Below are 13,810 nucleotides of genomic sequence, written 5' to 3'. Positions count from 1 at the left end.
GATCCGATGTTCAACACCGTCCCCGATCCCATCCCCGCCCGCATGCGCGGCGTCAACCGCGCCGAAGTCTGCGACGCCAATTTCCAGGAGTTCGTGCGCGGCTGGCGCGGAACGCCCCGGCCCGCGCCGCGCGACGACGAACCCGTGCTTCCGGGCAGCGCACTGGACGCGCGCGGGTTCCGCGAACTGTTCGAATCGCAGCTGGTCAGCCGCCACCTCGACCTGATGGCGCGCGTGCTGCGCGTCCAGAACAAGGTCTTCTACACCATCGGATCGAGCGGCCACGAGGGCAACGCCATGGTGGCGCGCCTGGCCCGGCATACCGACCCGGCGTTCCTGCATTACCGCAGCGGCGCGTTCATGGCCGAGCGCTTCCGCAAGCTCCCGGGCATGGATCCGGTGATGGACTCGGCGCTCAGCTTCGCCGCCAGCGCCGAGGACCCGGCCTCCGGCGGCCGCCACAAGGTGTGGGGCAGCAAGCCGCTGTGGGTGCTGCCCCAGACCTCGACCATCGCCTCGCACCTTCCCAAGGCATTCGGCACCGCGATCGCGATCGAGCAGGGCCGGCGGATCGGGCACGCCCTGCCGGTCCCCGAGGACAGCATCGTGCTGTGCTCGTTCGGCGACGCGTCCAGCAACCACGCGACCGCGCAGACCGCGTTCAACGCCGCGGCCTGGACCGCCTACCAGAAGCTGCCCGCGCCGGTGCTGTTCGTGTGCGAGGACAACGGCATCGGCATCTCGGTCAAGACCCCGGACGGCTGGGTGGCGCGCAACTTCGCGCACCGCCGGGACCTCGACTACTTCCAGGCCGACGGCCTCGACCTCGCCGCCGGCTACGCCGACGTGCAACGCGCGGTCGAGCATAGCCGCCGCACCCGCCGCCCGACCTTCCTGCACCTGCGCACCACCCGGATCATGGGCCACGCCGGCACCGACTTCGAGATCGAGTGGCGCAGCCTGGCCGAGCTGTGCGCGGTGGAGGCGACCGACCCGCTGCTGCGCTCGGCCGCGATCGCGCTCGAATCGGGGCTGTACACGCGCGAGCAGCTGCTGGACCAGTACGAGACGATCCGCGCACGCTGCTTCGCCGCGGCCGAGGAGGCCGACCGTCGCCCCAAGCTCACCTCGCTGGCCGAGGTGGTGGCGCCGCTGGCGCCGTACACGCCGGACGCGGTGCGGGCCGAAGCCAGGCGCGCGCCCGGGCCGGCGGCGCGCGTGCAGGCGTTCGGCAGCGAGGCGAAGCTGCCCGAGCGGCTGGGGCGCAGGCACCTGGCGCTGCAGATCAACGCCGCGCTGCACGACCTCTTCGCCAAGTACCCCGAAGCGCTGCTGTTCGGCGAGGACGTGGCCCAGAAGGGCGGCGTGTACACCATCACCAAGGGCCTGTACCGCGCGTTCGGCCCGCGGCGCGTGTTCAACACCCTGCTCGACGAGACCATCATCCTGGGCCTCGCCCAGGGCTACGCCAACATGGGCCTGCTGCCGCTGCCCGAGATCCAGTACCTGGCCTACTTCCACAACGCCTGCGACCAGATCCGCGGCGAAGCGGCGAGCCTGCAGTTCTTCAGCAACGGCCAGTACCGCAACCCGATGGTGATGCGGATCGCCTCGCTCGGCTACCAGCGCGGCTTCGGCGGCCACTTCCACAACGACAACTCGATCACCGCGCTGCGCGACATCCCGGGCCTGGTGGTCGGGTGCCCGAGCCGCGGCGACGACGCGGCGACGATGCTGCGCACGCTGATGGCGCTGGCGAAGGTGGACGGGCGGGTGTGCGCGTTCCTCGAGCCGATCGCGCTGTACATGACCAAGGACCTGCACGAGCCCGGCGACGGCGGCTGGCTCACAGAGTACCCCGCGCCCGACGTGGCGATGGATCTGGGCGAGGAGCGGGTCTACGACGCCGACGCCACCGACCTGGTGGTGTTCACCTTCGGCAACGGCGTGCCGATGAGCCTGCGCGCCGCGCGCACGATCCAGGCCCGCCACGGCTGGCGCGTGCGCGTGGTCGACCTGCGCTGGCTGGTGCCGCTCAACGAGGCGGCGATCGTGCGCCACGCGTCGGAATGCGCGCGCATCCTCGTCGTCGACGAGGGTCGCCGCAGCGCCGGGGTGGGCGAGGGCATCATCACCGCGATCGCGGAAGGCGGCTACCGCGCGCGGCCGTTCCGCCGCGTGGTCGGCGCCGACACGTTCACTCCGCTGGCGGGCGCGGCGTTCCTGGTGATCCCGTCGGAAGCCGACATCGTCGCCGCCGCCGACGCGCTGGCCGCCGACGGCGGCTGAGCGCGCCCGCGATCCGGGTCAGCGTGCCAGCCCGTCGAGCAGGGGCAGGGGCGTGCAGGCCACGCCCTGCACGTGGAACGGCCCGTCGCCGGCATCGAGCGGCATCACCGCCAGCGCCTGGTCGCCGGCCACGCTGACCACCTGCCCGAGCGCGCGCCCCGGCGCATCCACGGCGGCCACCGGGGCCACCGCCAGCATCTGGTCGCCGGCCAGCCGCACCAGGCCGCGCTTGGCCTGGCCGAGGAAATGGGTGCGGGCCACGATCTCCTGGCCCGGGTAGCAGCCCTTGTGCACGCTGAAGGCCCGAAGCCGCTCCAGCGACAGCTGCTGCGGCGTCCACTGTTCCGCCTGGCCAGGCGCGAGCCGCGGCAGGCCGTGCGCGAGGTCCTCGCGCCGCCAGCGCGCCGCCTGCGCTTCGTCGGCCGGGACGGGCGAGGCCGCGATGCGCAGGGTTCGCGGGCCGCCGTCGCCGCCGAAGTCCAGTTCCAGGCCGCCACCGTCCACCGAACCCGAGGCTGCGGCGCCGCGGGCGGCCTCCGGCGCGGAGAACCGCCCGGCGAACGACCACCCGCCCTCGTGCGCGATCTCGACCCGGGTCCGGAACCGGAAGCGGGTGAGGGCGGCCACGAACGCTTCCGGGTCGGCGTCGGGCAGCAGCAACGCCAGGTCGCGCCCGTCCAGCGCCAGCAGCGCGAACAGCGCCACCAGCCGGCCCTTGGGCGTCAGCCAGCCGTTCCACTGCCAGCGGCCCGGCGCCAGGTCCGACAGGTCGCCCATGAACTGGGCCTGGGCGAACGCGGTCGCCTGCTCGCCGCGCAGCGTCACCGCCGACCAGCCGGGAAGCGCGAAACAGGTGGATCCGGAACCGCTTGTCTTGTCGGACATTGAACGGAGGCTTAAACTTGCGTGCGTGAAAGACGGTGACATCTTAGGCGATCAGCGTTCCGGACCGGTCACCGAGGGGAAGCCCCGGGACGCCGCGGATGCCGTGCCCGCCGACGATGCCGGCGAGCGGAAGCCGGTCGAATACGGCGGCCGCGACGGGCCGGATCCAACCCGGTACGGAGACTGGGAAAAGAACGGTCGCTGCATCGATTTCTGACCCCACCGCGGGCCCGCGCCTGGCCCGCAAGATCCAGCCACGCGGCTCGCGCCGCCAGCGAGGAGACCAGCCAGCAATGGCCAACCGCGAACGCCCACTGTCGCCCTTCATGCTCGGGCAGACGTACCGGTTCCAGCTCACGTCCTTCATGTCCATCCTCCACCGCATCACCGGGGTGGCGCTGGCGCTGGGCGGGATTTCCCTGGTGTGGTGGCTGATGTCGATCGCCATCGGCGGCGAGGCCTACGAATTCGCCTCGCGCCAGTGGGCCTCGCCGCTCGGCCTGGCCTTCCTGTTCGGCTTCACCCTGGCGCTGGTCTATCACCTGCTCAACGGCATCCGCCACCTGCTCTGGGACATGGGCTGGGGCTTCGAGCTGCCGAAGGTGTACGCCAGCGGCTACGCGGTGTTCGTGCTCGGCACGCTGATCACAGCGCTGATCTGGTTCTTCGGCATGAGGAGCGCAGCATGAGCGGCGGCCCCGAAACTTCCCGCGCGATGCCGTTCCGCACGCCGCTCAAGCGCGCGCGCGGGCTCGGCTCGGGCAAGTCCGGCACCAGCCACTTCTGGTACCAGCGGGTGACCGCGGTGGTGCTGGCACCGCTGGCGATCTGGTTCGTCGCCACCCTGGTGTCGCTGGTCGGCGCCGACCTGGAGACCGCGCGCGCGATCATCGCGCGACCGTGGAACACCATCATCTTCGCCGTGTTCCTGGTGACGATGTTCTGGCACGCCAAGCTCGGCCTGCAGATCGTGATCGAGGACTACGTGCACCAGCGCTGGCTCGAGATCACCGCGCACTTCCTCAACCACTTCCTCTGCGGGCTGGGCGCCATCGCCTCGCTGTATGCGATCGCCCGCATCGCCTTTGCCTCGTGAGCCCGCGATGACGTCCGCCTATCCGATCACCGAACACAAGTACGACATGATCGTCGTGGGGGCCGGCGGCGCCGGCCTGCGCGCGACCTTCGGCCTCGCCCAGAAGGGCCTCAAGACCGCCTGCATCACCAAGGTCTTCCCGACCCGCTCGCACACCGTCGCGGCGCAGGGCGGCATCTCCGCCGCGCTGGGCAACATGGGCGAGGACGACTGGCGCTTCCACTTCTACGACACCATCAAGGGGTCCGACTGGCTGGGCGACCAGGACGCCATCCAGTACATGTGCCGCGAGGCGATCCCCGCGATCATCGAGCTCGAGCACCAGGGCGTGCCGTTCTCGCGCACCGCCGAGGGCAAGATCTACCAGCGCCCGTTCGGCGGCATGACCACCCACTACGGCAAGGGCACCGCGCAGCGCACCTGCGCCGCGGCCGACCGCACCGGCCACGCGATCCTGCACACGCTCTACCAGCAGTCGCTGGCGCACCAGGCCGAGTTCTACATCGAGTACTTCGCGCTCGACCTGATCATGGACGAGGAGGGCGTGTGCCGCGGCGTGCTCGCGCTCGACATGGCCGAGGGCACCCTGCACCTGTTCCGCGCCCACGGCGTGGTGCTGGCGACCGGCGGCTACGGCCGCGCCTACTTCTCCGCGACCTCGGCCCATACCTGCACCGGCGACGGCGGCGGCATGGCGCTGCGCGCGGGCCTGGGCCTGCAGGACATGGAGTTCGTGCAGTTCCACCCGACCGGCATCTACGGCGCCGGCTGCCTGATCACCGAGGGCGTGCGCGGCGAGGGCGGGATCCTGCGCAACAGCAATGGCGAGCGCTTCATGGAGCGCTACGCGCCCAACGCCAAGGACCTCGCCTCGCGCGACGTGGTCAGCCGCTCGATGACGATCGAGATCCGCGAGGGCCGCGGCGTCGGCGAGCACAAGGACCACATCCACCTCGACCTGACCCACCTCGACCCGGCCGACATCCACAAGAAGCTGCCGGGCATCGCCGAGAGCGCGCGCATCTTCGCCGGCGTGGACGTGACCAGGCAGCCGATCCCGGTGATCCCGACCGTGCACTACAACATGGGCGGCATCCCGACCAACTACCACGGCGAGGTGGTGCAGCTGAAGGACGGCAACCCGGACGCGGTCGTCCCGGGCCTGTACGCCATCGGCGAGGCGGCCTGCGTGTCGGTGCACGGCGCCAACCGCCTGGGCTCGAACTCGCTGCTCGACCTGGTGGTGTTCGGGCGCGCGGTGGCCAACCGCTGCGCCGAGACGATCCGCCCCGGCCAGCCGCACAAGCGCCTGGCCGGCGACGCGCTCGACAAGTCCCTGTCCAACCTCGACCGCCTGCGCAACGCCAGCGGCGACACGCCGACCGCGGTCATCCGCGACCGCATGCAGCGTTCGATGCAGTCGCACGCGGCGGTGTTCCGTACCCAGGAGACGCTGGAAGAGGGCGTGCGCCAGATCCGCGAGATCCGCGAGTCGTTCGCCGACGTGCGGGTCAGCGACCGTTCGCTGGTGTGGAACTCCGACCTGGTCGAGACCCTGGAACTGCAGAACCTGCTGGGCCAGGCCCTGGTCACCATCGTGTCGGCCGAGAACCGCAAGGAGTCGCGCGGCGCGCATGCGCGCGAGGACTTCCCGGACCGCGACGATGGCAACTGGCAGAAGCACACGCTGTGCTGGCTGGACGAGGCGGGCAACACGCGCATCGACTACCGCCCCGTCCACATGTACACGCTCGACGACGAAGTCGAGGTCGTGCCGCCCGTCGCGCGGGTGTACTGAGAGACCACGGACCGACCATGGCTGAATTCACGCTCCCGAAGAACTCGAAGGTCGGCAAGGGCCGCCACTTCAAGGCGCCCGCCGGGGCGACGCGCGTGCGCACCTTCAAGGTGTACCGCTGGAACCCGGACGACGGCCAGAACCCGCGCACCGACACCTACGAGGTCGACCTCGACAAGTGCGGTCCGATGGTCCTGGACGCGCTGATCAAGATCAAGAACGAGATCGACCCCACGCTGACCTTCCGCCGTTCCTGCCGCGAGGGCATCTGCGGTTCGTGCGCGATGAACATCGACGGGACCAACACCCTGGCCTGCACGCGCGCGATCGAGGACTGCAGGCAGGACGTGGTGCCGGTCTACCCGCTGCCGCACATGAGCGTGGTCAAGGACCTGGTGCCCGACCTGACCCACTTCTACGCGCAGTACGCCTCGATCCGCCCCTGGCTGCGCACCCAGAGCGCGCCGCCGCCGGACCGCGAGCGGCTGCAGTCGCCGGCCGACCGCGACAAGCTCGACGGCCTGTACGAGTGCATCCTGTGCGCGTGCTGCAGCACCGCGTGCCCGAGCTACTGGTGGAACGGCGAGCGCTACCTCGGCCCCGCGATCCTGCTCCAGGCCTACCGCTGGGTGGTCGACAGCCGCGACGAGGACACCGGCGCGCGCCTGGACGACCTCGAGGATCCGTTCAAGCTGTACCGCTGCCACACCATCATGAACTGCACGCGGACCTGTCCCAAGGGCCTGAACCCGGCCAAGGCGATCGGCGAGCTCAAGCAGCTGATGCTGGCGCGGCACGGCTGAGCGGGGAACCTCGCGCAAGCCCCATGCGATCCGCGACGCGCCTCGCGCCGCGGTCGCGACCCGGAGGCACCGCCTCCGGGGCTGCACGCACCGTCCCGCGATGATCGCTTCCGACGACCAGGCCGAACTGCGACGCCTGCGCTGGCGCTGCCGGCGCGGCATGCGCGAGCTCGACCAGCTGTTCGAACGCTGGCTCGATCGCGCCTGGCCAACGGCCACCGACGCCGAGCGCAGGGTTTTCCTACGCCTGCTGGACTGCGAGGACGATAGGCTCTGGCGCTGGTTCATGGGCTACGAGGCCGCCGATGACGCCGAGCTCGACGCGCTCGTCCAGCGCATGCGCGAGCTTCCGCCGGGCTGATCCCCGCTGCCGCCTGGAATGGCGCCCCTCGCGCTGGCTGCAGGCCGCGCTGGCGGCGCTGGCCGGGCTCGCGGCGTTCGCCCTCCTGGCCTCCGAGGCTCCGCGCCCGTTGGCCTGGCCAGCGGCATTGGCGGCCCTGGTGCACGGCGCCGTGCTGGTCCGGCGCGAGCGTGCCCGGCCCAGCTTCGAGCTGGTACTGCGTGGCGGCGACGGACCGGTGCTGGTCGACGGGGCGCCGGTCGCGGACTTCCGGCTCCAGTGGCGCGGCCCGCTGGCGTTCGCCGCATGGAAGCAAGGCGACGGGCGCCGCCGGCACGCCACCTGGTGGCCCGACACCCTGCCGCCGGCGCGGCGACGTGAACTGCGACTGGCCGCTCCGCCGGTGCCTGCTGCGCGGCGGCACGCATCGATGGCACCATAGCCGGCCAAGCCCAGCCACCCATTTCCCCATGCAGAGTTCCGCGCCCCCGCTCCCGTGCATGGCCACCCCGTCGTGGCCGGGTTCCGGCGCGCGCCGGATCGGGGCAGGCTGAGCGCGCGCCCGCATGTTCCGGCCCGTCCCCGTCGCCATCGGCCTGCGCTACCTGCGTGCCAAGCGCCGCAACGGCTTCATTTCCTTCGTGTCCCTGGCCTCCATCCTCGGCATCGCGATCGGGGTGATGGTGCTGATCACCACGCTCGCGGTGATGAGCGGGTTCCAGCGCGAGATCAAGGACCGCATGCTCGGCATGGTCGCGCACGCCACGGTCAGCGCCCACGGCGAGGCCATGACCGGCTGGGAGCACGCGGTCGAAGTGGCCCGGCGCGATGCGCGCGTGACCGGCGCCGCACCCTACATCGATGCCCAGGCCCTGTTGCGCGGGCCGCGGCAGGAGCCCGCGGCCATCCGCGGCGTGCTGCCCGAGGCCGAGTCCGGCGTGTCCGAGCTGGGGGCGTGGATGGCGCAGGGCAGCCTGGCCGACCTCCAGCCCGGCGCCTTCAACATCGTGCTCGGCAAGGAACTCGCGCAGTGGCTGGGGGTGCGCGTGGGCGACCGGATCATCGTCACCACCGACTTCCAGGTCACGCCCATGGGCGCGGTGCCGCAGCTCAAGCGCTTCACCGTGAGCGGGATCTTCGAGGCCGGCTACCAGGAGTTCGACCGCCGCCTGGCCGTGGTCCACATGGCCGACGCGCAGCGGGTGATGCGCATGGGCGACGGCGTCACCGGCGTTCGCCTGAAACTGCACGACATGGACAAGGCATGGGAAGTGGCGCGCGACCTGGCGCTGGAACTCGAGCGCGAGGGGCGCGGCTACTACATGGTCAGTGACTGGAGCATGGAGAACGCGAACATGTTCCGCGCGCTCAAGCTCGAGAAGACGATGATCGGGATCCTGCTGTCGCTGATCATCCTGATGGGCGCGTTCTCGCTGCTCAACTCGCAGGTGATGCTGGTGACCGACAAGCTGGCCGACATCGCGATCCTGCGCACGCTCGGCCTGACCCCGCGCGGGGTGATGGCGGTGTTCGTGGTCCAGGGCACCCTGATCGGCGTGATCGGCACCGTGCTGGGCGTGGTCGGCGGGCTGCTGCTGACCTTCAACCTCGAACACATCCTGCGGGCGATCGAGCGCGTCTTCGACGTGGTGCTGATGCCCGAGGACGTGTACTACGTGACCGGCCTGCCGATCGACCTGCAGGTGGGCGACGTAGTGGTGATCGCCGTGGTCGCGCTGGTGCTGGCGTTCCTGGCCACCATCTACCCGGCCTGGCGCGCGGCGCGGACCGCACCGGCGGAGGCGCTGCGCTATGAGTAGGGCAGGGGAGCAGGGCATGGCGGAACGGGGCACGGAGGTCGTCGTCCGCGCCGAAGGCCTGGGCAAGACCTACGCCGAGGGCAAGCTGCGCACGCCGGTGTTCGACGGGCTGGATTTCCACGTCAACACCGGCGAGACCGTCGCGATCCTGGGCGCCTCGGGCGCGGGCAAGAGCACCCTGCTGCACCTGCTGGGCGGCCTCGACACGCCGACCGCGGGCGAGGTGTACGTGTGCGGCGAGAAGATGAGCGACCTGTCCGATGCCGCGCGCGGCCAGCTGCGCAACCGCGCGCTCGGCTTCGTGTACCAGTTCCACCACTTGCTGCCGGAGTTCACCGCGCTGGAGAACGTGATGCTGCCGGTGCTGCTGGCCGGCAGGGGCGTGGCGGAAGCCGACGGGCGGGCGCGCGCGTTGCTCGAATCGGTGGGCCTGGGGCACCGGCTCGGGCACAAGCCGGGCGAGCTGTCGGGCGGGGAGCGCCAGCGCGCCGCGGTGGCGCGCGCGCTGGTGAACCGGCCGGCCTGCGTGCTCGGCGACGAACCCACCGGCAACCTCGACGAGCGCACCGCGGCGAACGTGTTCGAGCTGATGCTCGAACTCAACCGCGCCCAGCACACCAGCCTGGTGCTGGTGACCCACGACCGCCGCCTGGCGGCCAGGCTCGACCGCGTGGTCGAACTGCACGAAGGCAAGCTGCGCGAAGTGGCGCGCACCGAACTCTAGCCGGCCGCGGGCGGCCGAATCGCCACCGCGCCAGGCCCCTGCCGTGGTGCCTTGGTGGATGGACCGGGCGGCGGCCGGGCGCGTGCCCGGCGGCTCGACCCTGATTGACGGCTAGCGGTTGCCGCCGCGATTGCCGCGATTGCCGCGATTGCCGCCCGGACGCGGACCCTTCGGACGCGGGCCGCGGGGGCGCGCCGGGCCCGGATGGTGGGATGGCGCGGCGTGGTCGGACGGGAACACGGGCGCGTTGCCCGGATGCCCGTAGGGATGCGCCGCGGCGCGACCCTGGCCGCCGCCCTTGCCGCGCTTCTTGGCCGGACCACCCTTGCGCGGGTTGCGGCCGTCGGCGTTGCGATGCCCGCTCGGCCCGGTGTCCACGCCCTCGGGCACGTACCAGGTGCGGAACGCGGCCGGGTTGCCGTCGGGCAGGGGCTTGGGCCCCTTGGCCTTGCGCTGCTTGAGCGGCTTCTGCGACTGCTTGGCGGCCTGCTCGCCGCTCACCGTCAGCCCGCCCTGCGCCTTCTTGCCGCCGCGGCCGCGGCGGTCTTCGCGCACGTGGTCGAAGCGGCGCAGTTCGCGCCCTTCGTCGGCGATGTTGTGGCCGTTGACGTAGCCCTGCGGGCGGCGGTCGCCGGCGATGTGCAGGGTCGACTTGGCGGCCTTGCGCTGGCCGATCACCGGCAGCAGCGTGAGCGCGGGCGGCGGGCCTTCCTCGAGCTTGAGCGACTTGCGCAGCTCCTCGACCTGGGCGGCCGGCAGTTCCATCGACTGCCCGCGCAGCAGGGTCTGCGGCAACGACACCTGGCCGTAGCGGATGCGCTTGAGACGACTGACCTGGCAGCCCTGCGACTCCCACAGCCGGCGCACCTCGCGGTTCCGGCCTTCCTTGAGCAGCACCTGGAACCATTCGTTCGAATCGGTGCCGCCGATGCGGCGGATCTCGTCGAACTTCGCCGGGCCGTCCTCGAGCGCCACGCCGCGGCGCAGGCGGTCGATGATCTTCTCCGACACGCTGTCCTCGCCCTCGGGGGCGCGCACGCGGCACACGTACTCGCGCTCGACCTCGAGCGAGGGATGCATCATCGCGTTGGCCATCTCGCCGTCGGTGGTGAGCAGCAGCAGGCCGGTGGTGTTGATGTCGAGGCGGCCGATCGCGATCCAGCGCGCGCCCTTGAGCGCGGGCAGCGAATCGAAGATGGTCGGGCGGCCTTCCGGATCCTCGCGCGTGGTCACCTCGCCCTCGGGCTTGTTGTAGATCAGCACACGGGCCGGCTCGGTCAGGGCGCTGGCCACGAACTGGCGGCCGTCGATCTCGATCCGGTCGCCGCCCTTGACCGACATGCCGACCTGGGCGACCTCGCCGTTGACCTTGACCAGGCCGTCGGCGATGCGCTGCTCGAGCGCGCGGCGCGAGCCCAGGCCCGCCTGCGCGAGCACCTTGTGGAGGCGCTCTTCCAGGCGCGGGGTCTCGGCCGCCTTGTCTTCGCGGCGCTTGAGCGTCAGCTTGCGGCTGGCGGTGGGGTGTTGCTCACTCATGTTCGCTCCGGGTGCCATCGCCATCGTCGGCGGGGGCGTCGTGCTGGCCGGCGGCGGGATCGCCGCCGGCGGGGGTGTGGTCGTCATCGGTCGCCGGGGCGGGTGCGTCCCCGTCGCTCCCGGCGGAATCGACCGCGTCTGCGGCTTCGGCGTCGTCGCCGGCCGCGGTGTCGATGGAGCCATCCTCGCCGGTCCCGGCTGATGCCTCCGTGAGGATCCCGTCCGTGCCGGGCGTCGCGCCGTCCAGGCCGTCCCCGGCCGGTTGCCCGTCCTGCCCGTCGTTGGCGGCGTCGGCAGTATCGTTCGCCGCGTCGTCGCCGTCGCCGGTCGCGATCCCGCCCACGGCGCGCGCACCGTCGAATTCCAGTTCCGGCTCGAGTTCGGCGAAGTCCTTGAGCTCGGACAGCGGCGGCAGCTCGTCCAGGCGCTTGAGGCCGAAGTAGTCGAGGAAGGCCTTGGTCGTGCCGAGCAGTTCCGGGCGTCCGGGCACGTCGCGGTGGCCGACGACGCGGACCCATTCGCGTTCCTCCAGCGCCTTGATGATGTTGCTGCTGGTGGCCACGCCACGCACCTGCTCGATCTCGCCGCGGGTGATCGGCTGGCGGTAGGCGATCAGGGCCAGGGTCTCGAGTGTGGCGCGGGTGTACTTCGTCTGGCGTTCGGTCCACAGCCGCGCCACCCAGGGATGCACGTCGGCCTTGACCTGGTAGCGCCAGCCGGAGGCGACTTCGACCAGTTCGATGCCGCGTCCCTCGCAGTCGGCCTGCAGCGCCTCGAGCGCGGCCTGGATGCTGCCCTCGGGCGCGGGCTCGTCGAGCGGGAACAGGCCACCGAGCTGGGCCACGGTCAGCGGCTGGCTGGACGCCAGCAGCGCGGCCTCGACGATGCGGTTGATGAGTTGTTGATCCATGCGTCTTGTCTGGCGGGATGGATGTCGGCGCGGCGCGGCGGCCGGCGCGTGGAACGCGTCACTCGGTGGCGTCGGCGGGCGGGTCGTCGAACTCGCTGGAGAATTCCAGCGGTTCGTCGGCCGGGCGCTGGCCGGCCAGCGACTTGAGGTAGATCGGCGCCAGCGGGGCCTCCTGCACGATGTCGAGCAGGCGCTCCTTGGCCAGCTCGAGGATCGACAGGAAGGTCACCACCACGCCGAGGCGGCCTTCGCCGGGCTCGAACAGGGTCTCGAAGCGGTGGAAGGCGCCGTCGCCGAGCCGGGTCAGCAGTTCGCCCATGCGCTGGCGCACGCTCAGGGCGTCGCGGCGGATCGCGTGGCTGGTCAGCAGTTCGGCACGCTTGAGCACGTCGTGCAGGGCCAGCAGCATCTCGCGCAGTTCCACCGGCGGCGGCAGCTTGACCGCGGCCCGGTCGGGGACGTAGACCGAGACCGGCGAGGTGTCGCGCTCCATGCGGGGCAGGGCGTCGAGGTCCTCGGCGGCCTGCTTGAAGCGCTCGTACTCCTGCAGGCGGCGGACCAGGTCGGCGCGCGGATCCTCTTCCTCGCCCTCTTCGCTGGGCGGGCGGGGCAGCAGCATGCGCGACTTGATCTCGGCCAGGATCGCGGCCATCACCAGGTACTCGGCCGCCAGCTCGAAGCGCAGCTCCTGCATCACGCTGATGTAGTCGACGTACTGGCGGGTGATCTCGGCCACCGGGATGTCGAGGATGTCGAGGTTCTGGCGCCGGATCAGGTACAGCAGCAGGTCGAGCGGGCCCTCGAACGCCTCGAGGATCACCTCCAGCGCATCCGGCGGGATGTACAGGTCCTGGGGGATCTGCAGCACCGGCTGGCCGTGCACCACCGCCAGCGGCATTTCCTGCTGCTGGGGATGGGATGGCGCCGTCGCGGCGGTGTCCTGGGCGGGTTGGCTCATTCGCGGTTCGGCCCCCTCCGGGCCGCCTGGCTGGTCGTTCGTTCCGCGCTGCGGACGCGGGCTGCGCGGACAGGGGACGCGCGCGGGCTCGCGCGGATCCTGAGCAACGCACTGGCTGGCAAAGCGTCTTGCGACCGGACGCCACGTGCAGGCCATGCCGCAATGCCGGCAGAAGACTGCTGGGGGTTCGTCGGGTCTGGCCGATGGGCCGCGACTCTGCGTCCTGCTTGCGACGGGAGCGGCGATCGGCTGCGGAACTTGGACCCTAGGGTAAGCGCTGCCCGGCGGGCTGTCCAGCGGCGGCGTTCTCCTAGAATGGCCGGGGTCATCAGGCGGAGCCCGGGCATGTGGTACGTGATCGAGGGATACGACGGGGCGCAGGGGCTCGAGGGCAGGATGGCGGCGCGCGAGCGGCACCTGCAGCGGCTGGTGGCATTGCGCGACGCGGGGCGGCTGCTGCTGGCCGGCCCGTGCCCTGCGATCGATGCGGAAGATCCGGGGCCGGCGGGGTTCAGCGGCAGCCTGGTGGTGGCCGAGTTCGGGTCGCTGGAGGAGGCGCGGGCCTGGGCCGAGGCCGATCCGTACGTCGAGTCGGGGGTGTACGAACGGGTCGAGGTGCGGCCGTTCCGGCGGGTATTGCCCTGAGTTGAG

13 protein-coding genes and 2 pseudogenes are annotated in these 13,810 nt (G+C 71.4%); 11 read left to right on the top strand and 4 right to left on the bottom strand.

Features of this window, described 5'->3' with window-relative positions; all coding sequences use genetic code 11:
- The first annotated feature begins 6 nt into the window (after window positions 1-6).
- Complete coding sequence (locus LUTJ29_RS0106260; protein ID WP_027071784.1) at window positions 7-2,289, top strand: thiamine pyrophosphate-dependent enzyme; 2,283 nt, start codon at window positions 7-9, stop codon at window positions 2,287-2,289.
- 18 nt (window positions 2,290-2,307) lie between these two features.
- Here LUTJ29_RS0106260 and LUTJ29_RS0106255 read toward each other — a convergent pair whose 3' ends face one another.
- Window positions 2,308-3,174, bottom strand: coding sequence for a folate-binding protein YgfZ (locus LUTJ29_RS0106255; RefSeq protein ID WP_027071783.1), 867 nt, complete (start codon window positions 3,172-3,174; stop codon window positions 2,308-2,310).
- Between LUTJ29_RS0106255 and LUTJ29_RS19155 the strand changes: the two genes are divergently transcribed.
- From LUTJ29_RS19155 to lolD, 9 genes are all read left to right on the top strand, one after another.
- Entirely contained in the window at window positions 3,065-3,391 is a 327-nt protein-coding gene (locus LUTJ29_RS19155; RefSeq protein WP_342778989.1) for a DUF1674 domain-containing protein, read from the top strand. The two genes, LUTJ29_RS0106255 and LUTJ29_RS19155, sit on opposite strands and share 110 nt — an antisense overlap.
- 76 nt (window positions 3,392-3,467) lie before the next feature.
- Window positions 3,468-3,863: a succinate dehydrogenase, cytochrome b556 subunit gene (gene sdhC, locus LUTJ29_RS0106250; RefSeq protein WP_027071782.1), complete on the top strand. Its 396-nt coding sequence runs from the start codon at window positions 3,468-3,470 to the stop codon at window positions 3,861-3,863.
- Entirely contained in the window at window positions 3,860-4,270 is a 411-nt protein-coding gene (sdhD, locus tag LUTJ29_RS0106245; RefSeq protein WP_232221161.1) for a succinate dehydrogenase, hydrophobic membrane anchor protein, read from the top strand. Before sdhC ends, sdhD begins: the two co-directional genes overlap by 4 nt.
- A 7-nt stretch (window positions 4,271-4,277) precedes the next feature.
- A complete protein-coding gene (gene sdhA / locus LUTJ29_RS0106240; RefSeq protein WP_027071780.1) occupies window positions 4,278-6,068 on the top strand; it encodes a succinate dehydrogenase flavoprotein subunit in 1,791 nt (596 codons plus the stop codon).
- 17 nt (window positions 6,069-6,085) lie between these two features.
- Window positions 6,086-6,871, top strand: a complete 786-nt coding sequence (locus LUTJ29_RS0106235; RefSeq protein WP_027071779.1) for a succinate dehydrogenase iron-sulfur subunit — start codon at window positions 6,086-6,088, stop codon at window positions 6,869-6,871.
- 100 nt (window positions 6,872-6,971) lie between these two features.
- Window positions 6,972-7,232, top strand: coding sequence for a succinate dehydrogenase assembly factor 2 (locus LUTJ29_RS0106230; protein ID WP_027071778.1), 261 nt, complete (start codon window positions 6,972-6,974; stop codon window positions 7,230-7,232).
- The gene (locus LUTJ29_RS16425; protein WP_232221160.1) at window positions 7,177-7,653 is read left to right on the top strand and encodes a hypothetical protein; all 477 of its coding nucleotides are present in this window, start codon (window positions 7,177-7,179) and stop codon (window positions 7,651-7,653) included. The genes LUTJ29_RS0106230 and LUTJ29_RS16425 overlap by 56 nt, the downstream gene beginning before the upstream one ends.
- Before the next feature lie 124 nt (window positions 7,654-7,777).
- Entirely contained in the window at window positions 7,778-9,031 is a 1,254-nt protein-coding gene (locus LUTJ29_RS0106220; RefSeq protein WP_027071777.1) for a lipoprotein-releasing ABC transporter permease subunit, read from the top strand.
- Window positions 9,024-9,755 carry a lipoprotein-releasing ABC transporter ATP-binding protein LolD gene (gene lolD, locus LUTJ29_RS0106215; protein ID WP_232221159.1) on the top strand — a complete coding sequence of 244 codons (732 nt, stop codon included), beginning with the start codon at window positions 9,024-9,026 and terminating at the stop codon, window positions 9,753-9,755. The genes LUTJ29_RS0106220 and lolD overlap by 8 nt, the downstream gene beginning before the upstream one ends.
- 213 nt (window positions 9,756-9,968) lie before the next feature.
- Here lolD and rluB read toward each other — a convergent pair.
- The 3 genes and pseudogenes from rluB to LUTJ29_RS0106200 form a co-directional block, all read right to left on the bottom strand.
- Window positions 9,969-11,291 (bottom strand): annotated as a pseudogene (gene rluB, locus LUTJ29_RS16420) (23S rRNA pseudouridine(2605) synthase RluB); the annotation flags it as partial.
- A gap of 364 nt (window positions 11,292-11,655) precedes the next feature.
- Window positions 11,656-12,201, bottom strand: a pseudogene (gene scpB, locus LUTJ29_RS18975) (SMC-Scp complex subunit ScpB); the annotation flags it as partial.
- Window positions 12,202-12,259: 58 nt separating this feature from the next.
- Window positions 12,260-13,159, bottom strand: coding sequence for a ScpA family protein (locus LUTJ29_RS0106200; protein WP_027071775.1), 900 nt, complete (start codon window positions 13,157-13,159; stop codon window positions 12,260-12,262).
- A 345-nt stretch (window positions 13,160-13,504) separates the two neighbouring features.
- Here LUTJ29_RS0106200 and LUTJ29_RS0106195 point away from each other — a divergent pair, with 345 nt between their 5' ends.
- Window positions 13,505-13,804, top strand: a complete 300-nt coding sequence (locus tag LUTJ29_RS0106195; RefSeq protein ID WP_027071774.1) for a YciI family protein — start codon at window positions 13,505-13,507, stop codon at window positions 13,802-13,804.
- The last annotated feature ends 6 nt before the right edge of the window (window positions 13,805-13,810 follow it).

It is taken from the genome of Luteimonas sp. J29 (assembly GCF_000472505.1).
GTDB lineage: Bacteria > Pseudomonadota > Gammaproteobacteria > Xanthomonadales > Xanthomonadaceae > Luteimonas.
This window is presented reverse-complemented; position numbering and strand designations above follow the sequence as displayed.